The organism is Streptomyces sp. NPDC091292 (assembly GCF_044757265.1).
Lineage (GTDB): Bacteria > Actinomycetota > Actinomycetes > Streptomycetales > Streptomycetaceae > Streptomyces.
The window spans coordinates 30,291-57,288 of the sequence record NZ_JBIVUQ010000030.1 but is presented as its reverse complement, the minus strand read 5'-3'; the positions used below and the strand labels follow the sequence as shown (position 1 = coordinate 57,288).

Annotated in this window: 22 protein-coding genes; 14 read left to right on the top strand and 8 right to left on the bottom strand. The window is 70.4% G+C overall.

Annotation, left to right across the window (positions count from 1 at the left end):
* Nucleotides 1-220: 220 nt before the first annotated feature.
* Together ACIQNU_RS40465 and ACIQNU_RS40460 are read right to left on the bottom strand one after the other, a co-directional pair.
* The gene (locus tag ACIQNU_RS40465) at nt 221-2,134 is read right to left on the bottom strand and encodes an ABC transporter ATP-binding protein (protein WP_401376749.1); all 1,914 of its coding nucleotides are present in this window, start codon (nt 2,132-2,134) and stop codon (nt 221-223) included.
* Nucleotides 2,135-2,139: 5 nt separating this feature from the next.
* Nucleotides 2,140-3,960: an ABC transporter ATP-binding protein gene (locus ACIQNU_RS40460; protein WP_401376688.1), complete on the bottom strand. Its 1,821-nt coding sequence runs from the start codon at nt 3,958-3,960 to the stop codon at nt 2,140-2,142.
* A 166-nt stretch (nt 3,961-4,126) separates the two neighbouring features.
* Here ACIQNU_RS40460 and ACIQNU_RS40455 point away from each other — a divergent pair, with 166 nt between their 5' ends.
* From ACIQNU_RS40455 to ACIQNU_RS40440, 4 genes are read left to right on the top strand one after another with little or no spacing between them, the layout of a single operon-like run.
* Nucleotides 4,127-5,065 carry an ATP-binding cassette domain-containing protein gene (locus ACIQNU_RS40455; protein ID WP_401376687.1) on the top strand — a complete coding sequence of 313 codons (939 nt, stop codon included), beginning with the start codon at nt 4,127-4,129 and terminating at the stop codon, nt 5,063-5,065.
* The gene (locus tag ACIQNU_RS40450; protein WP_401376685.1) at nt 5,062-5,847 is read left to right on the top strand and encodes an ABC transporter permease; all 786 of its coding nucleotides are present in this window, start codon (nt 5,062-5,064) and stop codon (nt 5,845-5,847) included. Before ACIQNU_RS40455 ends, ACIQNU_RS40450 begins: the two co-directional genes overlap by 4 nt.
* A gap of 42 nt (nt 5,848-5,889) precedes the next feature.
* The gene (locus tag ACIQNU_RS40445; protein WP_401376682.1) at nt 5,890-7,173 is read left to right on the top strand and encodes a sensor histidine kinase; all 1,284 of its coding nucleotides are present in this window, start codon (nt 5,890-5,892) and stop codon (nt 7,171-7,173) included.
* Nucleotides 7,166-7,810 (top strand): response regulator, encoded by a 645-nt coding sequence (locus ACIQNU_RS40440; protein WP_401376679.1) that lies wholly within the window; start codon nt 7,166-7,168, stop codon nt 7,808-7,810. Before ACIQNU_RS40445 ends, ACIQNU_RS40440 begins: the two co-directional genes overlap by 8 nt.
* Before the next feature lie 352 nt (nt 7,811-8,162).
* Here ACIQNU_RS40440 and ACIQNU_RS40435 read toward each other — a convergent pair whose 3' ends face one another.
* From ACIQNU_RS40435 to ACIQNU_RS40425, 3 genes are all read right to left on the bottom strand, one after another.
* Complete coding sequence (locus tag ACIQNU_RS40435) at nt 8,163-9,503, bottom strand: ADP-ribosylglycohydrolase family protein (protein ID WP_401376677.1); 1,341 nt, start codon at nt 9,501-9,503, stop codon at nt 8,163-8,165.
* A gap of 54 nt (nt 9,504-9,557) precedes the next feature.
* Nucleotides 9,558-11,027 carry an MFS transporter gene (locus ACIQNU_RS40430; RefSeq protein WP_401376674.1) on the bottom strand — a complete coding sequence of 490 codons (1,470 nt, stop codon included), beginning with the start codon at nt 11,025-11,027 and terminating at the stop codon, nt 9,558-9,560.
* Nucleotides 11,028-11,252: 225 nt separating this feature from the next.
* Nucleotides 11,253-11,879, bottom strand: a complete 627-nt coding sequence (locus ACIQNU_RS40425) for an NADPH-dependent FMN reductase (protein WP_401376671.1) — start codon at nt 11,877-11,879, stop codon at nt 11,253-11,255.
* Between the two features lie 153 nt (nt 11,880-12,032).
* On the opposite strand from ACIQNU_RS40425, the gene ACIQNU_RS40420 reads away from it, so the two are divergent.
* A complete protein-coding gene (locus tag ACIQNU_RS40420; RefSeq protein ID WP_401376669.1) occupies nt 12,033-12,947 on the top strand; it encodes a LysR family transcriptional regulator in 915 nt (304 codons plus the stop codon).
* 49 nt (nt 12,948-12,996) lie between these two features.
* Here ACIQNU_RS40420 and ACIQNU_RS40415 read toward each other — a convergent pair whose 3' ends face one another.
* Entirely contained in the window at nt 12,997-14,721 is a 1,725-nt protein-coding gene (locus ACIQNU_RS40415; RefSeq protein ID WP_401376666.1) for an FAD-dependent monooxygenase, read from the bottom strand.
* A gap of 246 nt (nt 14,722-14,967) precedes the next feature.
* On the opposite strand from ACIQNU_RS40415, the gene ACIQNU_RS40410 reads away from it, so the two are divergent.
* The 3 genes from ACIQNU_RS40410 to ACIQNU_RS40400 are packed head-to-tail and all read left to right on the top strand — an operon-like array spanning nt 14,968 to nt 16,843.
* Nucleotides 14,968-15,390, top strand: coding sequence for a carboxymuconolactone decarboxylase family protein (locus ACIQNU_RS40410; protein ID WP_401376663.1), 423 nt, complete (start codon nt 14,968-14,970; stop codon nt 15,388-15,390).
* A complete protein-coding gene (locus tag ACIQNU_RS40405) occupies nt 15,387-15,923 on the top strand; it encodes a VOC family protein (protein ID WP_401376660.1) in 537 nt (178 codons plus the stop codon). The genes ACIQNU_RS40410 and ACIQNU_RS40405 overlap by 4 nt, the downstream gene beginning before the upstream one ends.
* A 20-nt stretch (nt 15,924-15,943) precedes the next feature.
* Complete coding sequence (locus ACIQNU_RS40400) at nt 15,944-16,843, top strand: fumarylacetoacetate hydrolase family protein (protein ID WP_401376657.1); 900 nt, start codon at nt 15,944-15,946, stop codon at nt 16,841-16,843.
* 142 nt (nt 16,844-16,985) lie between these two features.
* Here the strand turns inward: ACIQNU_RS40400 and glgX are convergent, their stop codons facing one another.
* The gene (gene glgX / locus ACIQNU_RS40395) at nt 16,986-19,304 is read right to left on the bottom strand and encodes a glycogen debranching protein GlgX (RefSeq protein WP_401376655.1); all 2,319 of its coding nucleotides are present in this window, start codon (nt 19,302-19,304) and stop codon (nt 16,986-16,988) included.
* 204 nt (nt 19,305-19,508) lie between these two features.
* Here glgX and ACIQNU_RS40390 point away from each other — a divergent pair, with 204 nt between their 5' ends.
* From ACIQNU_RS40390 to ACIQNU_RS40365, 6 genes are all read left to right on the top strand, one after another.
* Nucleotides 19,509-20,681 carry an Ig-like domain-containing protein gene (locus tag ACIQNU_RS40390; protein ID WP_401376652.1) on the top strand — a complete coding sequence of 391 codons (1,173 nt, stop codon included), beginning with the start codon at nt 19,509-19,511 and terminating at the stop codon, nt 20,679-20,681.
* A 223-nt stretch (nt 20,682-20,904) separates the two neighbouring features.
* Entirely contained in the window at nt 20,905-22,188 is a 1,284-nt protein-coding gene (locus tag ACIQNU_RS40385; RefSeq protein WP_401376649.1) for an Ig-like domain-containing protein, read from the top strand.
* 153 nt (nt 22,189-22,341) lie between these two features.
* The gene (locus ACIQNU_RS40380; protein ID WP_401376646.1) at nt 22,342-23,109 is read left to right on the top strand and encodes an enoyl-CoA hydratase/isomerase family protein; all 768 of its coding nucleotides are present in this window, start codon (nt 22,342-22,344) and stop codon (nt 23,107-23,109) included.
* 274 nt (nt 23,110-23,383) lie between these two features.
* On the top strand, nt 23,384-23,887 hold the full coding sequence (locus tag ACIQNU_RS40375; protein ID WP_401376643.1) for an ATP-binding protein: 504 nt from the start codon (nt 23,384-23,386) through the stop codon (nt 23,885-23,887).
* Between the two features lie 381 nt (nt 23,888-24,268).
* Complete coding sequence (locus ACIQNU_RS40370; RefSeq protein WP_401376641.1) at nt 24,269-25,075, top strand: polysaccharide deacetylase family protein; 807 nt, start codon at nt 24,269-24,271, stop codon at nt 25,073-25,075.
* A complete protein-coding gene (locus ACIQNU_RS40365) occupies nt 25,075-26,265 on the top strand; it encodes a hypothetical protein (RefSeq protein WP_401376638.1) in 1,191 nt (396 codons plus the stop codon). Before ACIQNU_RS40370 ends, ACIQNU_RS40365 begins: the two co-directional genes overlap by 1 nt.
* On the opposite strand, the gene ACIQNU_RS40360 is transcribed toward ACIQNU_RS40365, so the two are convergent.
* A complete protein-coding gene (locus ACIQNU_RS40360; RefSeq protein ID WP_401376636.1) occupies nt 26,236-26,964 on the bottom strand; it encodes a GNAT family N-acetyltransferase in 729 nt (242 codons plus the stop codon). The two genes, ACIQNU_RS40365 and ACIQNU_RS40360, sit on opposite strands and share 30 nt — an antisense overlap.
* Nucleotides 26,965-26,998: the final 34 nt, after the last annotated feature.

Below are 26,998 nucleotides of genomic sequence, written 5' to 3'. Positions count from 1 at the left end.
CGGACGCCATGAAGCAGCGCCGATCCGAGCACGCCGGACGGCTGAGCACGCCGGACGGCTCGGGCACCTACCGGCCACCGCTCCCACCGGGCCACCCGGACTTCAACGGAGCCCGCCGAGATCGGTGACGCCACCGCCACGCTCGCCTCCGACGGACTGCGCTGGGTCACCGCCCATCGAGGTCTCCGGCGGCGCCCTGCTCCAAAGCCTCTCGTTCGGATCAGGCCGGGCTCGCGGGCCCTGGCACCGCGCCCCCCGACAAGCTCTCCCGCCACGCCTGGTGCAGGCCGGCGAACGGGCCCGTCCCCGCGATCAGATCCTTCGGCGTCCCATCCTCGATCACTCGGCCGTCCGCCATCACCAGGACCCGGTCCGCGATCTCCACCGTCGACAACCGGTGCGCGATCACCACCGCCGTGCGCCCCCGCAACACCGTGTGCATCGCGCGCTGGACCGCCCGCTCGCCGGGGATGTCCAGCGAACTGGTCGCCTCGTCCAGGATCAGCACCGCCGGATCGGCGAGGAGCGCCCGTGCGAACGCCACCAACTGCCGCTGCCCCGCCGAGATACGGCCACCCCGCTTGCGGACATCCGTGTCGTACCCGTCCGGCAGCGCCATGATGAAGTCGTGCGCCCCGATCGCCTTCGCGGCCCGTTCGATGTCCTCGCGGGACGCGTCGGGGCGGCCGATGGCGATGTTCTCGGCGACCGTGCCGGAGAACAGGAACGCCTCCTGCGTCACCATCACGACCCCGCGCCGCAGTTCGAGTACGGACAGCTCCCGCAGGTCCACGCCGTCGAGTAGTACCCGCCCCTCGGTCGGGTCGTAGAACCGGGCCAGCAGCTTGGCCAGCGTCGACTTGCCCGCACCCGTCGAACCGACCACCGCGACGGTCTGGCCCGCCGGAATCCGCAGATCGAAGGCGGGCAGCACCTCACCGCCCGTGCGGTACGCGAACCGCACCCCGTCGAAGACGGCCTCGCGGCCCTGCCGGTCACCGGCGAGCACCGGCAGCGCACGCGGCTCGGACGGCTCGGGAACCGACGGTTCCTGGTGCAACAGCCCCGCGATCTTCCGCAGCGAAGCCGCCGCCGACTCGTACGAGTTGAGGAACATCGCCAGCCGGTCTATCGGGTCGTACAGCCGCCGGATGAACAGCACCGCCGCCGCCAGCACACCCAGCTCAAGCGTGCCGTCCGCGACCCGGTACGCGCCCCACAGCACCATGCCCGCGACCGCCGTGTTGGCCACCAGCCGGGAGCCGACGACATAGCGGGCCATCGCCAGGAGCGCGTCACCGTTCGACCACTCGTGCCGGTGGTTGAGCTTGGCGAAGTCCGCGTCGTTGGCCCGCTCGCGCCGGAACGCCCGTACCGGCCGGATGCCGTTCATCGTCTCCGCGAACTTGACGATCACGCCCGCGATCGCCGTGGACCGCTCCCCGTACACCCGGCCCGCGCGCCGCCGGTACTGCTGGATCAGCACATACAGCGGTACGAAGGACAGCGCGGCGACACTGCCGATGCCGAGGTCGAGCCAGAGCAGCATCACCGTGATGTACACGGACGCCAGGATGACGTTGATCAGCTCCTGGAGCCCTTCGGCGAGGAGTTCGCGCAGGGACTCGACATCCGTCGTGGCGCGGGAGATCAGCCGGCCCGAGGTGTACCGGTCGTGGAAGTCGACGCTCAGCGCCTGCCCGTGCCGGAAGATACGGCCGCGCAGATCGAGCAGCACGTCCTGGCTGACCAGCGCCGACACCCGTACGAAGGTGTACAGGAAGGCGGCGGAGCCGACCGCCGCGAGCAGATAGCCGATCGCCACCGCCGTCAGCGGCCCGTAGTCGTCGGCGCGGAAGGCGGGAACGGCGCGGTCGATGGCGTACGCCACGAGCAGCGGTCCCGCCTGGACGGCCGCCTGCTGGAGCAGCAGACAGAGCGCCGCGACCAGCACCATGCGGCGGCGGGGCGCGAGGAGCGAGCGGAGCAGACCGCCGGTGGCGCCTTGGGGGGTGGGGAGGTCGTCCTGGTCGAAGGGGTCGGTGGGGGCGGGGGCGGGCTTCTTCTGTACGGGGGCCGGGGCCGGTTCCGTCGTAGCCGACTCTGCGGTGATCGTGTTCGTCGTGTCCGTGATGTCCGTCACTGGGTCGGGTCCCCCTCCTGGCCTTCGTCGCCCGCCATCAGATGGCGGTACTCGGCGCTCGTACGCAGTAGTTCCTGGTGCGTGCCCACGGCGGTGACGCGGCCCTCGGACAGCAGCGCCACCCGGTCCGCGAGGAGCACGGTCGACGGCCGGTGCGCCACGACCAGCGCCGTCGTCTCGGCGAGCACTTCGCGCAGAGCGGCCTCCACCAGCGCCTCCGTGTGCACGTCTAGCGCGGACAGTGGGTCGTCCAGGACGAGGAAACGGGGGCGGCCCACGACAGCCCGCGCGAGCGCGAGGCGCTGGCGCTGACCGCCGGAGAGGCTGAGCCCCTGTTCGCCGACCTCCGTGCCGGGGCCGTCCGGCAGCCGCTTCACGAAGTCCGCCTGCGCGACGCCCAGGGCGCGGTCCAGGTCACCGTCCCCGGGGGCCGGCGGGGCGCCCATGAGGACGTTCTCGGCGACGGACGCGGAGAACAGGGTCGGTTCCTCGAACGCGACGGAGACCAGGGTGCGCAGCTCGGCCCGTTCCATCGCGGTGATGTCGCGGCCGTCCAGGGTGATACGGCCCGAGGTGATCTCGTGCAGCCGGGGCACCAGCGCCGTCAGGGTCGTCTTGCCGCTGCCGGTGGCCCCGACCAGCGCCATCGTTTCGCCCTGCCGTACGTGGAGGTCGATGTGGTCGAGGACGGGTACGGAGGTGGGTGGTGCGTCGGGGTAGCGGAACCGCACGCCGTGGAAACGCAGGCCGTCGCCGGGTACGGAGTCGTCCGGTCCGAGAGCTTTTGGTGCCGGGCCCTCGTCGGCCTCCTCCTCCGCGTCCATCACCTCGAAGTACCGGCGCGTCGCCGTCGCCGCCTCCTGGCTGAGGGCGAGCAGGAAGCCGATCGAGTCGATGGGCCAGCGCAGCGCGAGAGCCGTCGACAGGAACGCCACGAGCGTGCCCGCCGACAACTCGCCGTCCGCGACCTGCACGGTGCCCAGGACCAGCGCGGCGCCGAGCGCGGCCTCCGGCAGCAAGGTGATGAGCGAGAGGAGCCCGGCCAGCAGCCGGGCCTTCGTCAGCTCGGTGCCGCGCAGGGTGCGGGAGAGTTCCCAGAACGCGCGGGCCTGGCTCCGGTGCCGCCCGAAACCCTTGATGATGCGGATACCGAGGACGCTCTCCTCGACGACCGTCGTCAGATCGCCGACCTGGTCCTGCGCGGTACGGGACGCCTTCGCGTACTTCGTCTCGAACTGGTAGCACAGCAGCATCAGCGGGGCCGCCGGGACGACGAGCACCAGGCCGAGCGTCCAGTCCTGCGCGATGAGCAGGGCGAAACCGGCGATGATCGTGACCCCGTTGACCAGCAGGAAGGTCAGCGGGAACGCCAGGAACATCCGTACGACCATCAGGTCCGTCGTCCCCCGGGACAGCAGCTGTCCGGAGGGCCACCGGTCGTGGAAGGCGACCGGGAGCCGCTGGAGATGCCCGTACAGTTCCGCCCGCATCCGCGCCTCCACGCCCGCGAGCGGCCGGGCGACCAGCCATCGGCGGAACCCGAACAGCAGCGCCTCGGCGACTCCGAGAGCGAGCAGCAGGCCCGCGCCCAGCCACACCCCGCCCGGGTCCCGGTCGGCGACCGGCCCGTCCACCATCCACTTCAGGACGATCGGGAACACCAGCGACAGACAGGAGGCGACGACGGCGACGAACGCGGCCGTGAACCACCGCGCCCGCACCGGCCGTACGAACGGCCACAGGCGCAGGAGGGTGCGTACGGCGGAGGGCGCGGGGTCCCGTGCGGGGTCCGTGGCCGATACAGGTGAAGTGGGCATCAGGAGCGAGCCTACGGTTCACCACTGACACAGCCCACTGAGTTTTGCCTCACTTCTACTCGGCCGCTGGACTTAGGTCGTAGCCCCGTATCCACCAATCGGTTGATGCCCCTTCGAGCGGGACGGGCGATTGCGGGGCCGGCCCCCGGACCGGGATTCTCGGTCCATGCCCACCACACGACCGACCTCTCGGTCCACCTCCCCGCCCGTCATCGAAGTGCACGGACTCACCAAGGCGTACGGCGGGCGGACCGTCGTGGACGGTGTCTCCTTCTCCGTGGAGGAGGGGGAGATCTTCGGCATCCTTGGGCCGAACGGCGCCGGCAAGACCACCACCGTCGAATGCGTCGAGGGCCTGCGGGTGCCGGACGCCGGACGGGTCCGGGTCGCCGGGTTCGACCCCGTCGCCGACCACGACGAGGTCGTCCAGGTGCTCGGCGCCCAGCTCCAGGAGTCCGAACTCCAGGGGAAACTCACGGTCCGCGAGGCGCTGGAACTGTACGCCGGGTTCTATCCGTCGCCCGCCGACTGGCGTCCACTCGCCGAACGCCTCGGGCTGACCGACAAGCTGGGCACCCGGTTCGCGAAGCTCAGCGGTGGCCAGAAACAACGCCTCTTCATCGCCCTCGCCCTGATCGGCAACCCGCGCGTGGTCGTCCTGGACGAGCTGACCACCGGCCTCGACCCGCGCGCGCGGCGCGACACCTGGCAGCTCATCGAGGACGTCCGCGACAGTGGCGTGACCGTCCTGCTGGTGACGCACTTCATGGAGGAGGCTCAGCGGCTCTGCGACCGGATCGCCGTGATCGACCGGGGCCGGGTCGCCGCACTCGACACACCGGCCGGGCTGATCCGCAGGGCCGTCGGTTCCACCGTCATCTCCTTCACACCGTCCGCGTCCCTCGACGAGGCGGCGCTCGGGGCGCTGCCCGATGTCGCGTCCGTCGCACACAAGGACGGCCGTCTCACCATCACCGGCACCGACGAGACCGTCAACGCCGTCATCACGCTGCTCGCCCGGCACCACGTCACCGCCCACCAGCTCCGGGTCACCGACGCCACGCTGGACGACGCGTTCCTCGATCTGACGGGAGCCACGGCATGACCGCCACGACCATGAACGCCACGACCACGAACGCGACAGCCCCGCGGCCCACCCTCGCCGTCCTGAAGGCGGAGACCCGGCTGTTCCTCCGGGAACCCGGAGCGCTGTTCTGGATCATGGCCTTTCCGACGCTGCTCCTGGTGATCCTCGGCTCGATCCCGTCGTTCCGGGAGCCCCAGGACTCCCTCGGCGGCATCCGGACCGTCGACCTGTACGTCCCCGTCACCGTGCTGCTCGCCCTGATCATGGCCGGGTTGCAGGCAATGCCGCCCGTCATCACCGGCTATCGCGAACGGGGCATCCTGCGCCGGATGTCCACGACGCCCGTACGCCCGGCGGCGCTGCTCGGCGCCCAGACCACCCTGCACGGCGCCGCCGCGCTGATCTCGGCGGTCCTCTCGCTGACCGTCGGCCGCCTCGTCTTCGACGTCGCGCTGCCCCGCCAACTCGCCGGATACGTGCTCGCGCTGCTCCTCGCCGTCCTGGCCGCCCTCGCCCTGGGCTCCCTGGTGTCCGCGCTGTCCCGTACCACGAAGATCTCCAACGCGATCGGCTCGGCGGTGTTCTTCCCGATGATGTTCACGGCGGGCGTGTGGCTGCCCGTCCAGGCCATGCCCGATGCTCTCGCGCAGGTGGTGGAGCTGACGCCGTTCGGTGCTGCCGCGCAGGCGCTCGGGCAGGCCGCTGCCGGGGACTGGCCCGGGTGGGCGCATCTCGGGGTGCTGGCCGTGTGGACGGTGGGGCTTTCCGGGGCCGCCAATCGCTGGTTTCGGTGGGAGTGACGCGCCGGTGAGGGGGGCGACGCCGTGCGTGAGACTGGGGCGATGACGACGCCCGTATCGATGTCCGCGTCGGTGGCTGTCGATCCGGTCGATCCGGTCGACAAGCGCTGGCGGACCTTCCACCGCTGGGGGCCGTTCGGTCTGCTCGGGGTCGGGCTCGCCATGTCGGCCGCCTCCGCCGATCTGCTGATGAGCGGCGCGGAGCGCGCCGTGGCGGGGGTACTGGTCGTGGCCGCCGTCGTGCTCCAGGTGGGGTGGCTGCGGTTCGGCGACCGGCACCCGGGGCCCTCCGCGTTCAGCAACGCGTACTACGCCGTGCGCTGGGCCCTCGCCTTCGCGCTGACCTGGCTCAACCCGTTCTTCGCGTTCTTCGCGGCCAGTGGCTACTTCTGCGTGGACCGGCTGCTGCCACCCCGCCTGCGACGGGTCGGCCTGCTCGCGTCCGCCGTCACCATGGCCGGCTCGCAGTCCGGCGGACTGCCGCCGGGGAGCGCCCTCCAATGGGGGCTGTTCGGCGGCGTGCTCGGCGCCAACCTCGTACTCGTCGCCCTCTTCGAGCACTTCGAGAAGCAGGACCAGGACCGCAGCCGCCTCCAGAAGGACACCATCGCCGAACTGGAGCGCACCAACGCCCGCCTTCAGCTCGCCCTCGACGAGAACGCCGCCCTCCACACCCAACTCCTCGTTCAAGCGCGTGAGGCGGGCGTCGCGGACGAGCGGCGGCGGCTCGCCGCCGAGATCCACGACACCATCGCGCAGGGCCTGACCGGGATCATCGCCCAGCTCCAGGTCGTCGCGGGCACCAGCGACCCCGACTCGGCCCGCGCCCATCTGGACCGGGCGGCCGGTCTCGCCCGGCACAGCCTCGGCGAGGCGCGCCGCGCCGTCCACAACCTGGCCCCCGTCGCCCTGGAGCACGACGCGCTGCCGCAGGCCCTGGAGAAAACGGTCCTCTCCTGGGCCGAACGGACCGGCGTACGCGCCGAGTTCACCGTCACCGGCACCGCCGAACCCCTCCACGACGAGGTGGAGGCGACCCTCCTGCGGATCGCCCAGGAAGCCCTGTCCAACACCGCGCGCCACGCCTCGGCGACCCGTACCGGCGTCACCCTGTCGTACATGGCGGGCGAGGTCACGCTCGACGTACGCGACGACGGGCGCGGCTTTGATTTGGCGGCGCTGCCGCCGCGCTCGGGGCACGGCGGCTTCGGACTCGACGGTATGCGGGCCCGTGCGGGGCGGCTGGCCGGGTCCCTGAGTGTTGAAGCGGAACCGGGGCAGGGTACGGCGGTGTCGGCTCGCGTACCGTTGGTGCGCCATGTCTGATGACGCGCCCATCACCCTCCTGATCGTCGACGACCATCCCGTCGTACGGGACGGGCTGCGCGGCATGTTCGAGTCCGCGCCCGACTTCACCGTTCTCGGCGAGGCGGCGAACGGGGTCGACGCGGTGGCGTGCGTCGCCGCACTCGATCCTGACGTCGTCCTGATGGATCTGCGGATGCCCGGGGGTGGCGGGGTCGACGCCATCGCTGAGCTGACCCGGGCCGGCGCCCGCGCCAAGGTGCTTGTCCTCACCACGTACGACACGGACTCCGACACGATCCCCGCGATCGAGGCCGGGGCGACCGGCTATCTCCTCAAGGACGCCCCTCGGGACGAACTGTTCGCGGCGGTACGGGGTGCTGCCGCTGGGCGTACGGTGCTTTCTCCTGCCGTCGCGTCACGGTTGGTGTCGGCGGTTCGTGGTCCCGCGACCCCGGCGGGGGCTCCGCTCTCGGCTCGCGAGCGGGAGGTCCTTGTTCTGGTCGCCAAGGGGACGTCCAACCGGGAGATCGCCCGGGTGCTGTTCATCAGTGAGGCGACAGTGAAGACTCATCTGACGCATGTGTATGGGAAGTTGGGGGTTGGGGATCGGGCGGCGGCGGTTGCGGTTGGTTATGACCGGGGGATTTTGGGCTGACCGGAAGTCGCCCTCGTCCTCAAGCGCCGGACGGGCTTGGTTGTCGGCCTTCGGCCTTGTCCTCAAGCGCCGGACGGGCTTGGTTGTCGGCCTGCGGCCTTGTCCTCAAGCGCCGGACGGGCTTGATTGTCGGGCTTCGCCCTCGTCCTCAAACGCCGGACGGGCTGAATTGTGTCCTCAAGCGCCGGACCGGCTGATTGCGTCCCCATGCTCCGGACCGGCTGATTGCGTTCCCACGCGGCGGACGGGCCGATTGGGTCCCCATGCTCCGGACCGGCTGTTTGCATCCCCATGCTCCGGACCGGCTGAATGCGTCCCCACGCGTCCGGCCCGTCTCATTGCCTCCGTGTGTCTATGTGTGTCGCAAGGTCTCCACCAGAGTGGTCGTTCGGTTTGTCAGGGAATCGATTGTTGTGTTGCCGAAGCCGAATACCGCGCTGCGGACCCGGTCCTTGAGTGGGGTCAGCCAGTGGGGCGGGATGGCCTTGTCGCCCAGGAAGGCGCCTGCCCAGGAGCCGGCTGTGGCGCCGGTCGAGTCCGTGTCCAGGCCCGCCTGGACGGTCAGGGCGATCGTGGACGTGAAGTCGCCCTCGCCCCAGAGGATTCCCGCCGTGAGGACGCCCGTGTTGTTGAGGGTGTGTACCCAGCTCATGCCCTGGTGGCGGGCGTCGAGGCGGTCTAGGCAGTCCTCCCAGGAGAGACCGGCGCGGTAGTCGGCGAGCACGGTCCGCACCTCGGCGGCCAGCCGGGAATCGCCCGGTACGTGGTCGAGCGAGCGGACGACGGACTCCTCGGGGCTGTCCGCCGTGAAGGCGCTCGCGATGAGCGCGGCGGCCCACATCTCGCCGTAGATCCCGTTGGCCCGGTGGCTGAGGAACGCGTCCTGGTAGGCGAGGAGCGCGGCCCGGCGCGGCGCGCCCGGGGACACGTAACCGAAGATGTCGGCCCGGATCTGCGCGCCGATCCACTCGCGGAACGGGTTGTGGTACTCGCCGACCCGGTCGAGCGGCACCTCACGCACCAGGTTCTGGTACGCGGCCCGTTCGGCGGTGAAGACCTGGTAGGCAGGGAAGCGGCGCAGCCATTCGTAGGCCACGTGCCACGAGGTGTACGCGGTGCCGTAGGTCTCCAGGAGGTGCAGGCCGAAAATGGTGTAGTCGACGTCGTCGTCGCGGGCCGAGCCGTCGATACGGCCCCGTGTGACGTTCTTCTCCAGGAGGACGAACCCGTACTTCTCGGACTCGTCCTCGCTCTCCAGCGGCACGTAGTCGGTGAGCGGATACGCGTCCTGGGCGAGCAGGTACTCCTTGAGCCGGGCCCGGGGCCAGCCCATCTCCACCGGCTTGCCCAGCATGTTGCCGACGACCCGCCCGGACCAGGCGCCGCGCAGCCGGCCGGCGAGGTCGTGGCCGCCGGCCACCGTCTCCTCCCCGGCGGCGGGCAGCCGGGCCACGATGCCGTCCAGGTCGGAGCCCTCGTAGTACGGCCAGTCGGCCGGCCCGGGGAGTGCCAGGGTCCGTTCGTAGATCTCGGTGAGCGCGGCCTCGTCCCCGGGGTCGAGCGCGTCGAACTCGGCGCGCAGCGCGGTGACGTCACGGCCCGTCTCGGCGGCCTGGCCCAGCTCGTTTCGCGCGAGGCTGTACGGCTCCTGCCCGAGTCCCAGGGTGCGTTCGAAAGCGGTGAGGTACTCCATGGGCTTCTTCTCCCCTTCGAGGTTCGGTTCCTTCAGGAGTGGTGCCGGGTGCGGTCACGTCCGGTCCGGCAGGCGGAGCTTGGGGATGAACAGCGAGACGACCAGGCCGACCGCCAGGGCTCCCGCGAGCGTGAAGAAGGTCTGCTGATAGCCGGTGTCGCGGTAGAACGCGGTGCCGTCGACCACCACGGAGTGCCGCCGGGCCACGCTGAACGCCACCTGGGCCATGATGCTGATCACCACACCGAGCAGCAGCATCGCCATGCCGCTCGCCACCGACTGTTCCTCGTCGGACACCGCGCTGACCAGGAGGATCGGGCGGAAGGCGTAGATGAGGCCGGTGCCGACGGCCACGATGGCGCTGGTCACCATCCACTGGATCTCGTTGTGGTGGTAGAAGCCCATCAGGGTCATTCCGGTGGTGGCGATCGCGATGGCGGCCCACCAGGTCAGGCGGGGGTTCAGCCAGCGGGAGAGGGTGCCGGCGGTGGCGCCTATCGCGAACGCGAGGACACCGCCGGGGAGTCCGACGAGCGCGGCATGCGTGGCGGACCAGCCGAGACCGTCCGAGACACCCGGTATCGACGGATAGAGCGGCACGATGATGAACAGCGTCATCCCCGCCGACTGGGCGGTGCCCTGGACGAAGACGCCCGCGCCGATGGCCGTGGCCGCGTCGCGCCGCTTCAGCATCCGGATGTCCATCAGCGGGTGGCGCACGGCCCGTTCGACCTGGACGAACGCGACGGCCGCGACGAGGGAGCCCACGACGAACGCCAGCGTACGGGGGTCCGTCCAGCCCCAGACCACCCCCTGACCGACCCCGTACGTCAGCGCCGCGATGCCCCCGCCGAGCAGGATGCCGCCCCACCAGTCGAACGTCTCGCCCCGGGCGCGCAGCGGGGTCTCCGGCACGAACAGCATGATGAGGACGAAGGCGAGCCCGGTGCAGGCGGTGACGAACCACAGCGCGCCTCGGAACCCGAAGTTGTCCAGCAGCCAGCCGGTGAGCAGCGGGCAGATCGCGATGACGAAGCTGAGCGTGGATCCGATCAGCCCCGAGGCGGAGCCGATCCGGCGGGCCGGGAACAGATCACGCACGGCCGCGAAGACGAGCGCCGCGATCGGTACGTAGCAGGCGGCGACCGCCCGGCCGACAAGAATGACCGTGAAGGTCGGGGCGAGCGCGGCGATCACGTCCCCGACCAGTCCGAGCGCCGTGATGACCAGCATCACGCGCCGCTTGCCGTACTGCTCGCCGAACTTCACGACGAACGGCGTCAGCACCGCCCCGACCAGGACGGGCACCAGGGAGAACCAGGCGATGTTCGTGGTGTGGAAATGCTGGGCGATCTGGGCCTGTGCGACGGAGGTGATCAGGGCGGAGCCGTTGAGTACCTGCGCCGGCCACATCAGGGCCAGCAGCAGAACCGTCAGCCCGCCGCCGACATATCCCCGTGGGCGGGGTCTCGGCGGCCCCGCGGGTTCGGGATCCGCCGGCGACTCGGTAGGGGTGTGCACCATTGGTCGTCCTTTCCAGGTGCCTTCTCGGCGGCCGGAATTCCCTGCCGGAAAATCCGATCCGCCGCCGCGCGCGATTATGCGTGCGCATTGGTGTGCGAACCGGGAGTGGGGGGATCGGATGTCATTTCAGCCGTGATCCGGCCGGGTGACAAGTAATGCGTACGTGACGGCATTCGACTCCCCCCGTCAGGTGAAGTGACGGTCCGCGCGCCCAGGACGGACGGGTCAGCCACGGCTCCCCGGAAGACGGGCGTCCCAGTGCTTCTCGATCGAGCGCGCCAGAACGCCGGGCGCGTCCGCCGCGAGCAGATCGGCGAGGATCTTGAACTGCGTCCCGATGAGATACCGCGCCGTCGGATCGGTCAGGACCGGCGCCCCCGAACCGTCCGTACCGAGCATCGTGTGCGCGGAGTTGAGCACCACCTCCGGCTGCGGTACGACGAGATTGCCCAGGTCACCGATGATGCGGCCGAGGTCGGCGAGGGCGCGGAAACCGAGCGCGCGGCCCGGCGTCGCGACCAGCGTGACGACCCCCTTGCCGGTCAGCGGCACGTCCCGCACCGGCCGGGACGCCCAGTCGACGGCGTTCTTCGTCACCGGCGCCACCGTGTGGTTGTACTCCGGCGCCACCACGACCAGCGCGTCCGCCGCGCGCACCGCGTCCCGGAAGCGGCGGACCGCCGGCGGTTCGGCGGGACCGTCGAGATCCTGGTCGTAGAGCGGGAGTTCGCCGATTCCTTCGAAGATCTCCAGGGACATTCCGGCCGGAAGCAGTGGCGGCAGCGCCCGCAGCAGCAGGGTGTTGAACGATCCTTCGCGCAGGGAACCGGAGAAGCCGAGGACACGGAACATGGGCACACCCCTCTGAGATTGCGGCACCTGTGAATTCTTCGGAGCCGGCGAAATCACTGCTAATATCGCGGACGAATGGCTATTCCGGTCGATCCGTCGACCCGCGACCGAATCGGGGGAGCCGCACTTTCCCGGACGGAACGGGAGTGATCCGTGCTCGACGTGCGCAAACTCGTGATGCTGCGGGAGGTTTCCTTTCGCGGCTCCATCACCGCGGCGGCGCAGGCCCTGAACTACACACGGTCCGCCGTGTCCCAGCAGATCTCCGCCCTGGAGATGTCGGTCGGCGTCCCCCTGCTGCGACGCCACGGCGCGACCCTGAGCCTCACCGAGGCCGGTGAGGAACTCGTCGCGCACACGGACCGCGTCCTGGACGAACTGCGCGCCGCCGAAGCCTCGCTGGCCAACCGCAGGGGCGAGCCGGAGGGGATGGTACGGATCGGGCTGCCGGTCCGGGAGGGACCGCCCGGCGTCGGCGAGGCGCTGGCCGAGGTCCACCAGCGCTACCCCCGGCTCACCGTCGACCTGCACTCGCTGCCGCCCGCCGACGCCGTCCGTGATCTGCGCCGCGGCCTGCTCGACATGACGCTCTGCGCCCACTACCCGTCCGAGGGCGACAGCGCTTCGGGCGGTCTGCACGCCTACGACCTGGGTCAGGACGCCGTGCGCCTGTTCGTCCGCGCCGACCACCCGCTCAGCGCGAAGGACTCCTGCGACCTGCGCGCCCTCGCCGGCGAACCCTGGGTGCTCGGAACGCGGACCCCGCTCGGCGATCTCGTCCTCACCCGCTGCCGCGGCGCCGGATTCGAACCGCGGGTCGTCGCGTCCGTCGACGACCTCAACACCACGCTGCGCCTGGTGAACAGCGGATGGGGCATCGCGCTCGCACCGGAGCTGACCCCGCATCCGCCGGACAGCGACCTGGTGGCCATCGCGCTCACCGACGTCCACATCCTGCGCACCTCGCAGCTCCTGGTCCGCGCCGACGACCGCTTCACCCCGCGGATCTCGGTGATCGTCTCGGCCATCGAGGAGAAGAGCCGCGACCGGTGGCCGGGCGGTACCTGAGCGCATGCGGTACGCACCACCTGTGGCCGTGCCGCATCCGGCGCGGCCATCAGAGGTCCCCCAGGTGCAGCACCCGGCGCAGCGCCGCCGTCAGTACCGCCGCCGGTGGCCTGCCGCCCCCCTCGGCGTCGGCGGCGCGGAAGGCGACATGGCCGTCGGGCCGTACGAGCAGCACCCCGGTCGGGCCGATCCCGTAGCGGCTCCACCACGCCGGGCCGCCGTCCTCGTCCGTGAGGTCACCGCCCGTACCGATCGTGAACGCACCGATCCCGAGGCCGAGTTCGGCGGCCACGTCCGGTACGGCGTCGAGCCACGCGCGGCCCTCCGGCGTGGCGAGCACCACGAAACGGGAGTGCAGCAGGTCGACCGTGGAGACGCGCTCCCCGGACCGGGTCCGCAGCCACCGGTGCGGGGCGTGCGCGCCGGGACGGGCCGACGGACGGTACTCGGTCACCGTCGACGGCTCCGGCGCGGTGCCGTCCGGGACGACGGCCGCCGATTCGTAGACCACGCCGAACTGCTGCCCGTACGTCGAGTACTGCGGCTCCTGCCCGTCCAGGTTGTCCGCGATCCGCTGCCGGTCCGCCGCGCCCTCCGGCTTCTCGATGTTCCCCAGCCGCTCCGCGTCGTACGACAGCCAACTCGCGCGCATCGAGGCAGCCGCCGTGGTCAGCGCCTGCTCGATATTGCCGGCGGCCACGGCACGCCGCTCCTCGGCATAGGTGGCCAGAAGCCCCGGTCCCGCCTGGCCGCGCAGGACCGCGTCCAGCTTCCAGGCCAGGTTCTGCGCGTCCTGGATACCGCTGTTCATCCCGAAACCGCCGGTCGGCGGCAGCCGGTGCGCCGCGTCGCCCACGAGCAGCACCCGCCCCTCCTGGAACCGGTCCGCGAGCGCCGAGTCGATCGTCCAGGGGAACAGCCCGACCAGGCTGATGTCGACGTCGTCGTCCGTCCCGATCGCCGAGCGGATCACCTCCACGCAGCGCTCCGGCGAGTAGTCACCGGGGTTCTCCCGCTCCGGGTCGTAGTTCCAGCTATAGACCCAGGTCATGTCCCCGTCGTACGTGAGGAACGTGCCCTGCGTCTCCGGGTTCACGATCCACCACAGGATGTGTTTCCGGTCCCCCATGTAGGGGCGCAGATCGGCTTCGAAGCACACGTTCATCTGGTGGCTGAGCGTGCGGCTGCGGGGCGCGTCGATGCCGACGGACTTGCGTACGGTGCTCCGGCCGCCGTCGGCTCCCACGAGGTAGCGGGCGCTGAACTGCGTCTCCTCGCCGGTCCGTTCGTGCGCGGTGGTGACCGTGACGCCGTCGGCGTTCTGGCGGACCCCGGTGGCGCGCAGGCCGTAGGCGACGCGGACGCTCGGCAGTTTCGCGGCCCGTTCGCGCAACAGGGGCTCCAGGATGTCCTGCGCGCACCAGGCGGTGAGTTCGGGCGAGATCTCCAGCGCCGCGGCCACCCCGTCCGGCCCGCCGACCAAGTCGATCCGGCCGATCTCCGGAGTGGTCAGCCGGGTCATGAACCCGACGGTGTGCCACTCGTCGAGGGGCAGGCCCCCGGCCTGCCGTACCTCGTCGGCCATGCCGAGCTGCCGGAAGATCTCCATGGTCCGCGGATGGACACCGACGGCACGGGGGTGGCGGAGTCTGCTCTCGCGCCGCTCGACCACCAGGACGTCGACATCCCTGCGGCCGAGTTCGATCGCGAGCATCATGCCCACGGGACCACCGCCGACGATCACCACATCGTGATCCGGACCCTGACCCACCATATGAAGGCTCCGCTTCTCCGCATTCATGGAAACCAAGAATATCCTCACACCATTCCAGCCGGTTTCCCGCACGCAGGGCAAGGAATGGGGCGTGACAATATCTTCCGCCCCCCGTCAGTTCCCGTGACGGCACACACCCTTCCACCGGCTCCGAAGATCGGTTAGCGTCGCCATAGGGCCGGTACTTCCGGGACGACCGCACCGGGCCGGAATTCCGCACCGAGTCGACGGAATGGTGGGAGACCTGTGATCAGGGACGATTTCTACGAACGCGGACTGGCCGTCCGCCGGGAGATGTTCGGCACCGGGGGCGCCGAGGCACAGGTGGCCGGCGCCACCGGGTTCACCGACAAGTTCCAGGACATCGTGACCCGGCACTGCTACGGCGACATCTGGTCCCGCGCCGGACTCGACCGGCGTGAGCGCAGCCTGATCACGCTGGCGATGCTGGTGGCGCTCGGCCGCGCGCACGAGGTCGAGTTCCACCTCAGGGGGGCGCTCGCCAACGGGGTCACGGCGACGGAGATCCGGGAACTCCTCCTCCAGGCGTCCATTTACTGCGGACTGCCCGCCGCGAATGACGGATTCCGGATCGCCGAGCGGATCGTCGCGGACGCCGAGGTGGCCGAGGTGGCCGAGGTGGCCGCCGCCGACGGGAGCGCGGCATGACACCGGACACGCCCGCCGTCCCGCCGTCGAAGCTGTCGCACGTCGTCCTCCAGACCAATCAGTTCCCGGCCCTGCGCGACTGGTACTGCACCGTGCTCGCCGCACACCCCGTCTTCGACAACGGCGCCCTCGCTTTCCTCGCCTACGACGACGAACACCACCGCATCGGCCTCATGTCCCTCGACCGGTACGAAGAGCGTGCGAAAACAACTGTCGGACTTCAGCATTTCTCGTTCACCTACGACACGCTGCCCGATCTGTTCGCCACCTACGAACGCCTCAAGAAAGCGGAAATTCAACCGATCTGGTGTGTCAACCACGGACCCACGGTCTCGCTCTATTACGCCGACCCGGACGGAAATCAGGTCGAGCTGCAATTCGACGTGTTCGAGACCGCTGCCGAGGTCACCGACTTCATGAACGGTCCGATCTACCAGAGCAATCCGGTCGGCACCCCCTTCGACCCCGAGGACATGGCGGCCCGGCTGCGGTCCGGCACCTCCGTGGCCGAGCTGACCCGCCGTACCGCCTGACAGGAAGAGACCGCGTCACGATGAGACTGGTCAGCTACGGGGACCCCGGCGATGAGCGGCCCGGAGTCCTCACCGACGACGACCGGATCGTCCCCCTCCGGCCGCTGCTGGCCGCCCGGGGAGTCCCGGACGCCGATATGAACGACGTCCTCGCCCGGCTGCCCGCCCTGCGCACCGCCATCGACGCGCTGTGCGCCGACGCCCGGGACGCGCTGCCTCTCGACTCGGTCCGGCTCGGCCCGCCCGTGCCGCGCCCCCGGGCGATCGTGGCCGTCGGCGCCAACTACGCCGACCACATACGGGAGGTGACGGACCCGCACACCGACTTCCCCGAGGTCCCCGTCCTCTTCAGCAAACCCACGTCGTCCCTCACCGGCCCGTACGACCCGATCGTGCGGCCCGTCGAGTCCGAACGTCTCGACTACGAGTGCGAGTTGGCTGTCGTCATCGGGCGCGGCGGCCGGCGTATCGCGGAACGGGACGCCGGCGCGCACATCGCGGGCTACATGATCGCCAACGATGTGACGGCGCGGGACGTCTTCCTCCGTGAGGTCCGCAAGAACCCCGCCTATCTCCAGATTCTGCGGGGCAAGGGGTACGACACCTTCTGTCCGACGGGGCCCTGGTTGCTGACGGCCGATGTGGCGCCCGCGAGGTTTCGGATACGGACTTGGGTGAACGGTGAGTTGCGGCAGGACGGGTCGGATGGGCAGATGGTGTTCGGGGTGGGGGCGTTGGTCGCTTCGGTGAGTGACTGTATGACTTTGGCGGCGGGGGATGTGATCCTCACGGGGACACCGGCCGGTGTGGGGATCGGGAGGGTGCCGCCGTGTTATCTGGGGCCTGGTGATTCGGTACGGATGGAGATCAGCGGGCTTGGGGTCATGGTGTCGGGTGTTCAGGGCGAAGTTGTCTTTTGACCGGGTGATCGGCCTGCGGCCTCGTCCTCAAGCGCCGGACGGGCTTGGTTGTCGGCCTGCGGCCTCGTCCTCAAACGCCGGACGGGCTTGGTTGTCGGCCTGCGGCCTTGTCCTCAAGCGTCGGACGGGCTGAATTGTGTCCTCAAGCGCCGGACCGGCTGGGAGTCTCGCCCGGTGGGTTTACGACTCGCAGCAGTTGGATCGACCTCGGTGCGATCCTCAAGCGCGTGCCCGCCTCATGCCGTTGCCTCGGCGGGACGTCCTGTTCCTCCTCCTCCGTGTTGATCACCACCTCGTACTCCCTCGCCCACCGGCCCCCGGGCAGCGTGAAATCTGTTGGGGTCGCGGCTGCGTGCAGGATTGCCAGGAAGCTTTCGTCTGTGATGGGGGTGCCTCGGGTGTCGCGGCCTGGGATGTCTCGGCCCGAGAGGTACATGCCCAGGGTGGCGGTGGGTGCGTACCAGTCGGGTTCCGTCATTTCGGTGCCTTGTGGGGTGAACCATGCCAGGTCGCGCAGGCCGTCCGCCGATTGGGCGTCGCCCGAGAAGAAAGCGCGGCGGCGGAGTACCGGGTGGCGGTGGCGTAGGGCTGTGAGGCGGGATGTGAGGTGGGTCAGGGAGCGCCATGCCGGGTCGTCGAGCAAGGTCCAGTCGAGCCAGCTCACCGCGTCGTCCTGGCAGTACGCGTTGTTGTTGCCGCGCTGTGTGCGGCCCATCTCGTCGCCCGCGACCAGCATCGGGACGCCCGTGGAGAGGAGGAGTGTCGTCAGTAGGTTGCGGAGTTGGCGGTGGCGGAGGGCCAGGGTGTCCGGGTCGTCCGTTTCCCCTTCCGTGCCGCAGTTCCAGGAGCGGTTGTCGTCCGTGCCGTCCCGGTTGCCCTCGCCGTTCGCCTCGTTGTGCTTGTGCTCGTAGGAGACCAGGTCGCGCAGGGTGAAACCGTCGTGCGCGGTGACGAAGTTGACCGAGGCGTACGGGCGCCGGCCGCCCCACGCGTACAGGTCGCTCGACCCGGACAGGCGGTATCCGAGGTCGCGGACGTCCGGCAGCGCGCCACGCCAGAAGTCCCGTACCGCTCCCCGGTAGCGGTCGTTCCACTCCGTCCAGAGGGGTGGGAAGGCGCCGACCTGGTAGCCGCCTCTGCCGACGTCCCACGGTTCGGCGATCAGCTTCACGCGGCGCAGGACCGGGTCCTGGGCGATGACCGCCAGGAACGGCGAGAGCATGTCCACGTCGTGCATGGAACGGGCGAGGGCCGCCGCCAGATCGAAGCGGAACCCGTCGACACCCATTTCCGTGACCCAGTACCGCAGCGAGTCCGTGATCAGGCGCAGCACCTGCGGCTGGACGACGTGCAGGGTGTTGCCGCAGCCCGTGTAGTCGGCGTACCGGCGGGCGTCTGGCTGGAGGCGGTAGTAGCCGCGGTTGTCGATGCCCTTGAGGGAGAGGGTCGGGCCCAGTTCGCCCGCCTCCGCCGTGTGGTTGTAGACGACGTCGAGTATCACCTCGATGCCCGCCGTGTGCAGCGCCCGCACCATCCGCCGGAACTCCGCGACCTGCTGGCCCCGCGTACCGGAGGCCGCGTAGGCCGCGTGCGGCGCGAAGTAGCCGATCGAGTTGTATCCCCAGTAGTTGCGCAGGCCGCGGCGGAGCAGATGGTCCTCGTGCGCGAACTGGTGGACCGGGAGGAGTTCCACGGCGGTCACCCCGAGGCGTACGAGGTGGTCGATCGCCGCCGGGTGCGCCAGGCCCGCGTACGTGCCGCGCAGCTCCGGCGGGATGTCCGGGTGCAGCTTGGTGAAGCCGCGGACGTGCAGCTCGTAGATGACCGAGTCCTCCCACGGCGTCTTCGGCCTGCGGTCGTCCTGCCACTCGTCGTCGGGCACGTCGTCGTGGACCACCACGCCCTTGGGGACGAAGGGTGCCGAGTCCCGGTCGTCCCGCACAGTGTCCGCGACATGCTGTTCCGGCCAGTCCCGCACATGCCCGTACACCTCGGCCGGGAGCCGCCGGAAATCGCCGTCCACCGCCCGCGCGTACGGGTCGAGGAGCAGCTTCGCCGGGTTCCAGCGGGCGCCCGTCCACGGGTCCCAGCGGCCGTGCACCCGGAATCCGTACCGGCTGCCCGGCAGCACGCCCGGTACGAAGCCGTGCCAGATCTCGTGCGTCAGCTCCGTCAGCCGGCCCCGGGTCTCCCGGCCCTGCTCGTCGAACAGGCACACCTCGACCGCTTCGGCGCCGCCCGCCCACAGCGCGAAGTTGGTGCCCGCGACCCCGTCGGGTCCGGTACGGAACCGTGCGCCGAGCGGGGTCGACGTCCCCGGCCACACGGTCGCCGCCGGCACCGCCGGCCGCGCCCTGACGCGCAAGCCCTCAAGTACGGCGGTCGGCCGTTCCGGGCTGCCGTCGCCCGACTCGTCCCGGTCCTCTTCCCGCACTGCCCCCTGCTCGGGTGCGCTGGACACCTGTCACCCTCCCGCGGCTCGGTGGGACGGCGCGCCACCGAGAACGCGCGGCGTCCCGGCCGCGGCTCTCCCCGCGTAGTCCTCCCCAGTGTTCTGCCCAGCGGCCGGGTCGCACTCACGTTTCCCTGGCGGACGACGGTCGTTGGGCTAAATGTGATTCTTCAGGTACATCAGGGACAAAAGCGCGCACGGCGCGCGGGGGTCGTGCTGGCCGCCGTACTGACCGGGGTCTGTCTGCTCGCCGGGGCGACGGCCTGCCGCACCGAGGGGCTGCCGCTCGCCAAGCCCCGTGCGCCCGAGGACGCCATCCGGGTGGTTCCCGCCGACGGCTCCCGCGCCGTCCAGGCCGAGGACCGCCTGACGGTACGGGTGCCCAGCGGGCGCCTGGAGTCGGTCAAGGTCGTCAAGGCGCAGGACGCCCAGGAGTCCCCGGTGCCCGGCCGGATCTCCGCCGACGGGCTGAGCTGGCAGCCGGACGGTGCCCGGCTCGCGCTCGCCGCCAAGTACCGCGTGGACGCGGTCGCCCTCGACGGCCACGGCCGCCGCTCGGCCCGGCACACGACGTTCACGACCTACGTCCCCGACGAACGGTTCATCGCCTACGTCGCCCCCGAGAACCGCTCCACCGTCGGCACCGGGATGATCGTGTCCCTGGAGTTCAGCCGCGAGATCGAGAACCGGGCCGCCGTCCAGCGCGCCATCCGGGTCACCGCACGCCCCGCCGTCCAGGTCGTCGGCCACTGGTTCGGCAAGTCCCGGCTCGATCTGCGCCCCGAGAACTACTGGAAGCCCGGCACCCAGGTCACCGTCGACCTCGCCCTGCGCGACGTCGAGGCGGCGCCCGGCGCGTACGGACTGCAGCACAAGACGATCACCTTCACCGTGGGCCGCAGCCAGGTCAGCCTGGTCGACGCGGCCGAACACACCATGGAGGTGCGCCGTGACGGAGAACTGGTGTCGACGCTGCCGATCACGGCGGGCGCCCCGCGCCGCACCACGTACAACGGGAAAATGGTGATCGGCGAGATGTTCGAGCTGACCCGGATGAACAGCCGCACGGTCGGCTTCGGCGGCGAGTACGACATCCCCGACGTGCCGCACGCCATGCGCCTCACCAACACCGGCACCTTCCTGCACGGCAACTACTGGGCGCCGCACTCCTTCGGCCATCAGAACGTGAGCCACGGCTGTGTCGGACTGCGCGATGTGAAGGGCGGCAGCCCGAAGACCCCGGCGGGCTGGTTCTTCGACCGCAGCCTCGTCGGCGACATCGTCGAGGTGGTCAACAGTGAGGACAGCACGGTCGCACCCGACAACGGGCTCAGCGGCTGGAACATGAAGTGGCAGGAGTGGAAGGCCGGTTCCGCACTGCGCTGACGCGGCCCCCGTGGCACCGCCCGGCCGCTGGGGGCAGGGGCCCGCGACCCCGTGACCAGCGTGACACCGCGTCAAGCTGGTACGGAACAGTGACAATCGCGGGGGAGTCAGCGCCTCGGGCCGTGTGATTAATTGGCCGAGATGCGCGGGAAGCGCACATGTGCGGTGCGCGCGGGGCGCGCAGGGGTGCGGGCCTGACCGGGCCGTGCGAGGGGAGAAACAAGTGAACGGGCGACCGATATCGGGGGCGTCGGTTGGCGGCGGGGCGGACCGGCCCGCGCCGGGTCGAATACGGCGGGGGCGCCGGAACGCGCTGCCCGCCCTGCTCCTTGGGGCACTGCTCGTCGTACTGACGGCCTGCGGAGGCGGCGGCGGGGGAGCGGACTCCGGCAAGGGGTCCGACGGGGACAAGAACGGCAAGGGCTCCGACAAGGCGGACACCGCGCCCTCGCAGGCCGTCGTGTCGATCCTCCCCAAGGACGGCGCGGACTCCGTCGCCACCAGCGGCGCCCTCAAGGTCACCGCGGCCAAGGGCAAGCTGACCGAGGTACGGGTCGAGGACTCCAAGGGCAACCCGGTCGACGGGAAGCTGGCGGGCGGCGGCGGCAGTTGGACGCCCGAGCAGCATCTGACGTCCGGCACCAAGTACAAGGTGCACGCCGTCGCCAAGGACGCCAAGGGCCGTGAGTCGGCCAAGGACACGACCTTCACGACGCTCGTCCCGAAGAACACCTTCGTCGGCATCTTCACCCCCGAGGACGGCTCCGAGGTCGGGGTCGGCATGCCGTTCTCGATCCGCTTCACGCGCGGGATCACCCAGCCCGAGGACGTCGAGAAGGCCATCAAGATCACCACCGAGCCCGCCGTGGACGTCCAGGGCCACTGGTTCGGCAACGACCGGCTCGACTTCCGGCCCGAGAAGTACTGGAAGGCCGGTACGAAGGTCAGCGTGAAGCTCAACCTCGACGGGGTCGAGGGGCGGCCCGGTGTCTACGGCAAGCAGCTCAAGACCGTGTCGTTCACGATCGGCCGCTCGCAGGTCTCCACCGTCGACGCCAAGAAGCACACGATGAAGGTCGTCCGGGACGGCAAGACCCTCCGGAACATACCGATCACGGCGGGCGCCCCGGCGACGACCACGTACAACGGGCAGATGGTCATCAGCGAGAAGCTGAAGGTGACCCGGATGAACGGCGACACGGTCGGCTTCGGCGGCGAGTACGACATCAAGGACGTGCCACACGCGATGCGCCTGTCGACGTCGGGCACCTTCATCCACGGCAACTACTGGGCCCCGGGCGCCCCCGGCACCGCCAACGTCAGCCACGGCTGCGTCGGCCTGCGCGACGTGCGCGGCGCCTGGGACAAGAAGCAGCCGGCCGCCTGGTTCTTCGACAACTCCCTCATCGGGGACGTCGTCATCGTCAAGAACTCCCACGACAAGCAGATCCAGCCGGACAACGGACTCAACGGCTGGAACATGTCCTGGGACAAGTGGATCGCGTAGGCGCTCCGCTGGTCGACCGGTGGGGGAGCTGCGGGCCGTCAGTGGCTGGTCGCGCAGTTCCCCGCGCCCCTCTGGGGCGCGATCCCGCGCGGACCACCACTGTGACCAATGGCACCGGGCCCGTCCCCATTAACGCTCGCTAACCTGAGCGTCATGACTGTGCATCTAGAGGTCGACGAGGGCGTCGGAACCATCCGTCTGGACCGCCCGCCGATGAACGCCCTGGACATCGCCACGCAGGACCGCCTCAAGGAGCTGGCCGAGGAGGCGTCGCACCGGGACGACGTACGGGCGGTGGTGCTGTACGGCGGTGAGAAGGTGTTCGCGGCCGGGGCGGACATCAAGGAAATGCAGGCCATGGACCACCCGGCGATGGTGGTCCGCTCGCGGGCCCTGCAAGAGTCCTTCACCGCCGTCGCGCGGATTCCGAAGCCGGTCGTCGCGGCCGTCACCGGCTATGCGCTGGGCGGCGGTTGCGAGTTGGCGCTGTGCGCCGACTTCCGGATCGCGGGGGACAACGCCAAGCTCGGCCAGCCCGAGATCCTGCTCGGGCTGATCCCGGGCGCGGGCGGCACCCAGCGTCTGGCCCGGCTGATCGGCCCGTCCAAGGCGAAGGACCTCATCTTCACCGGCCGTCATGTGAAGGCCGATGAGGCCTTGGCGCTGGGGCTGGTGGACAGGGTCGTACCGGCCGCCGAGGTGTACGAGCAGGCGCGGGCGTGGGCCGCGCGCCTCGCCCAGGGCCCGGCGCTCGCGCTGCGCGCCGCCAAGGAGTCGGTGGACACCGGTCTGGAGACGGACATCGACACCGGGCTCGCGGTGGAACGCACCTGGTTCGCGGGGCTGTTCGCGACGGAGGACCGGGAGCGGGGGATGCGGAGCTTCGTCGAGGAGGGTCCGGGCAAGGCCAAGTTTCTCTGACGGACCCGCCAGAGACCTGAGTTGACCACCGTCCACCGTCGTTGTCCCTCGAAGGAGCGGTTTAGCGCAGCCTTAAGAGAACCTTAAGGCTGCCTTGGCCAAAGCTCACGGTGATCAGCTGTAAGCGGGAGGTCATCGCAGGTCAGCGACGGTGTTCGGGGGTGATCCATGCCGTTGGCATATGCCAAATCGCACCCCCGGAAGAAAAGATTCCGCCTGGTCGATTCCGTCGGAACGGCCCCGGAAAACGCTCTGGGCGGCCATGATGGGGGGCATGGCGGGGCTGGAGGGTATCGAACAGCCGCGGCGACATGGCGGTGCGACCGCGGCACGCTGGTCGCCCGCGGTCGCGGACGAACAGGCGCTCAAGGCGCTGGAGTTGTTCGGCGATCCGACGGAGGGTGAAGTCCGGCTCCCGTCCCGCCCCGAGTCCGCGGCGACCGCCCGCCGGCTCGCCCAGGTGATCGTCCTGACGCACTGGGGCCTCTCGCCCAAGATGACCGAGGACGCGGTCCTGCTCGTCTCGGAACTCGTAGGCAATGCCGTACGGCACACCGGCGCCCGCGTCTTCGGGTTACGGATGCTGCGGCGGCGCGGCTGGATGCGGGTGGAAGTCCGGGACCCCTCGCGCGGACTGCCCTGTCTGATGCCCGTCCACGAACTCGACATCTCCGGGCGGGGTCTGACCCTCGTGGACAAGCTCTCCGACCGCTGGGGCGTCGATCTGCTGCCGCGCGGCAAGACGACGTGGTTCGAGATGCGGGTCACCGACCGCTGACGGACGGATTCGCGTGCACAGAAGCCCCCGGCCGGCCGTTGTGCGGTGGAGCGGGGGCTTCTGTGGAGCGCCGCGGACGCTGGGGGGTGTGGTCCACGGCAGCTTTCGACGACCTGGGCCCGGGTCAAGGGAGGCCGTGCCCCCGACTATGGCAGACGGCCGTCAGTGATCCAAAAGTATCTACTCGGGCAAATCGGTACGAGTGCCCCCTTTTCTCAGGTGAATCCTTGGTGAGATGGGACACCCGCCTGGTAAACAGCGACTGAACGGCCATTCGGTCGCCCCTTCGTCAAGATCCCGACACGGGGGATCCCGGCGTCGAATCGGGCCAATCAGGAGTCAATCAGGAGGTTTCGTACCCACTCCGCCTTAAATGGTCGCGTGACCCTCGACCGCCGCTCAGCGCTGCGTACCGGCGCCGGGCTCGCCGCGGCGGGCGCCCTCACCGCCGGCTGTTCCTCCAGTGACCCCGCGCCCGCCCGTCCCCCCGCCTCCGGCACACGCAACGCGTCCGCCGGTCCCGCCGCCGCGTCCCCGTCGCCGTCCCGATCCGCAGGCCCCGCCCCGGGCCCCCGCCGCTTCCCCGGACAGCCCGCCCAGATCGCCCACGGCCCCGCCACCCGCCCGCAGGTCGCCCTCACCTTCCACGGCCAGGGCGACCCCGCCATCGCCCGCGCCCTGCTCACCGAGGCGGAGAAGGCGGGCGCCCGCGTCACCGTTCTCGCCGTCGGCACCTGGCTCGACGAACACCCCGACATGGCGCGGCGCGTCCTCGACGGCGGCCACGACCTCGGCAACCACACCCTCCACCACCTCGGCATCAACACCATGTCCGAGGCGGAGGCCCGCGCCGAGATCACCGGCTGCGCGGACCGGCTGCGCCGCCTCACCGGATCGATCGGAAGCTGGTTTCGGCCCTCGCGCGCCCAGGAGGCGTCGCCGCAGGTCCAGCGGATCGCCGCGTCGGTGGGCTACCCGCACGTCCTGTCCTACGACGTCGACTCGCTCGACTTCACCTCGCCCGGCGCCTCGGCCGTCGTCCGCAACGCGACGGGACCGGCCCGCGCCGGGTCGGTGGTGAGCCTCCACTTCGGGTACGCGGACACGGTGGCCGCGCTGCCCGGCGTCCTGGAAGAACTCCACCGGCGCGGTCTGCGCGCGGTGACGACCACGGAGCTGCTGACCTGATGTCCCTGCATCTGACCCTCACCCGACGGGCCGGCGCCCTGGCCGCCGGCGCCGTCCTCCTGGCCCTCGCCGGCTGCGGCACGCACAGCGACAAACGGACCGACGAGGCCCTGGGCACCCAGGGTGCCGTCAAACCGCCCGCGCGGCCCGCCGACGTCAACGGGCTGCCCGGGATGCCGCCGGTGCTCGACCCCAAGGACGTGTACGCGGCCGACCGGCCGAACCAGTTGTCGCCGGTCGTCAAGGACTTCCCGTCCCGCGTCTACGTGCCCAACACCAGCTCCAACACGGTGTCGGTCATCGACCCGAAGACGTACAAGGTCATCGAGACCATCCCCGTCGGCACCCAGCCGCAGCACGTCGTGCCGTCCTGGGACCTCAAGACGCTGTGGGTCAACAACGACAAGGGCAACACACTCACGCCCATCGACCCGCGCACCGGCAAGGCGGGCAAGCCCGTCGACGTGCACGACCCCTACAACCTGTACTTCACGCCCGACGGCAAGTACGCCGTCGTGATGGCCTCGCTCGACCGTGAGCTGGTCTTCCGCGACCCGCACACCATGAAGCGCGTCAAGACCGAGCCGGTCACCTGCTACGGCGTCAACCACGCCGACTTCTCCATGGACGGCCGGTACTTCATCGTCTCCTGCGAGTTCTCCGGGGAACTCCTCAAGGTCGACACGGAGAAGATGAAGGTCGTCGGGCAGCAGAAGCTCCCGTTCGGCGGGGCCATGCCGCAGGACGTGAAGATGTCGCCCGACGGCAAGACCTTCTACATCGCCGACATGATGGCCAACGGTGTGTGGGTCCTCGACGGCGAGAAGTTCACCGAGCCGACCCTGCTGCCCACCGGCAAGGGCGCCCACGGCCTGTACGTCAGCCGCGACTCCAAGGAGATGTACATCTCCAACCGCGGCGAAGGCACCATCTCCGTCTTCGACTTCGCCAAGGGCAAGGTCGGCAAGAAGTGGAAGCTGCCCGGCGGCGGCAGCCCCGACATGGGCGGCGTCTCGGCGGACGGCAAGGTGCTGTGGCTGTCGGGCCGCTACAACTCCGAGGTGTACGCGATCGACACCGGCTCGGGGAAGCAGCTCGCCCGGATCCCCGTCGGGAGCGGACCGCACGGACTCGCCGTGTACCCGCAGCCCGGCCGGTACTCACTCGGTCACACCGGCGTCTTCCGCTGACGGCCCGGGGGCGCCGGGCTCCGGGGCGCGGGGGGCCGCCAGAGCCTCCGCGCCCACCGGCCGGTATCCCGCCGCCTGGAACGCCCGTACGCTGCGGGCGTTCCCGGCGGCCTGCTGCGCCCAGACGACCGTGCCCGACGGGTCCGCCGGGTCGTCCGCCGGGACCAGATGGCGGGCCGCCGTCGCCAGCGCCCGGCCCAGGCCCCGGTGCCGTACGGTCTCGTCGACCTCCACCGCCGCCTCCCAACGGCCCGCGACCCCGCGCCCGATGACCAGGACGCCCCCGTCGGCCGCCCACACCCGTACCTCCTCGCGGCGCGCCCGTGCCCGTACCACGCGGGGGTGGTCCGGGTCGTCCAGCGGGGTGAGCGGCAGTGGCGGCGGGCCGGGCAGCCGGGGGGCGACCGTCAGCAGATCGATCGTGTCCATGGTGCGGTGGGTGCGGTCGAGGAACGCGGCCAGGAAGCGCGGGTTCATCGCCGCCGCGAGCGGATCGCAGTCCACCGCCTTCAACGCGGCCCGCACCCACTGCGGGTCCTCGTCCGTGAAGACCACGGCGTGCGCCGTGAACGCGAGCACCCCCGCGTCCCGGTGACGCTCCTGCGGTACGACGGTCGTGCCGCCGTCCGCCGCCGGGAACCTCCCCCGGGCCGCCGCGTCCAGAATGTTCCGCAGCGAAGCCCTCGCACCCGAATCCATGCCGCCACTCCTCCGTCACCCGGTCACCCGGTCA